The 570-nt window shown below is 68.1% G+C and carries 1 protein-coding gene; it reads left to right on the forward strand.

What is annotated here, in order from left to right; all coding sequences use genetic code 11:
- Nucleotides 1–391: 391 nt before the first annotated feature.
- The coding region (locus IE94_RS41480) for a CAP domain-containing protein (RefSeq protein WP_342450770.1) at nt 392–570 on the forward strand (179 nt) is incomplete at its 3' end.

Raw genomic sequence — 570 nt, forward strand, 5'->3', positions numbered from 1 at the left:
CCGCCGGGCCTTCCGCGTCGTGCACCAGCTCGCGCAGCGCGGCGTAGTGCCACGGCTACTTCGGTGGGTGACGACGGGCTCCAGCCCTCGTCGATCTCCTTCAACGCTGTCCTCGCCGGCCGGGTCCGCGCCGCTGCGAAACCTTGGCTGACTGCCTTGGGCCGGCTTCCGGCTACTGTCTGCCTGTAGTCCTGGCGGAATAGGACCGGTGGTCGAGGTCCCCATGGAGGAGGACTGGGATCCGCAGTGGGAGGACGGCCCAACCCTTCGGTACGTTGTCGACCCGGTCCCGTCGGCCCCTGTTGGTGCGGCGGCTCCTGGCGCCGCTGGTCGGCGGTGGTACCTGGAGAACGAAGTGGTGACGCTGGTCAACAGGTCTCCCAGCGACCGAATGAGACAACACGGCTGCACCCAGCCAGGAGGCGAGAACGTCGCCATGGGACAGCAACAGGCAGCCGCCGTCATGGCGGCCTGGATGGACAGCCCCGGCCATCGGGCGAACATCCTGTGCCCGGACTTCGCCACTATCGGCGTAGGCGTCCACATTGGCGTACGGGGCCATTGGTGGAC

Source organism: Streptomyces violaceorubidus (genome assembly GCF_000717995.1).
Classification (GTDB): Bacteria; Actinomycetota; Actinomycetes; order Streptomycetales; family Streptomycetaceae; genus Streptomyces; species Streptomyces violaceorubidus.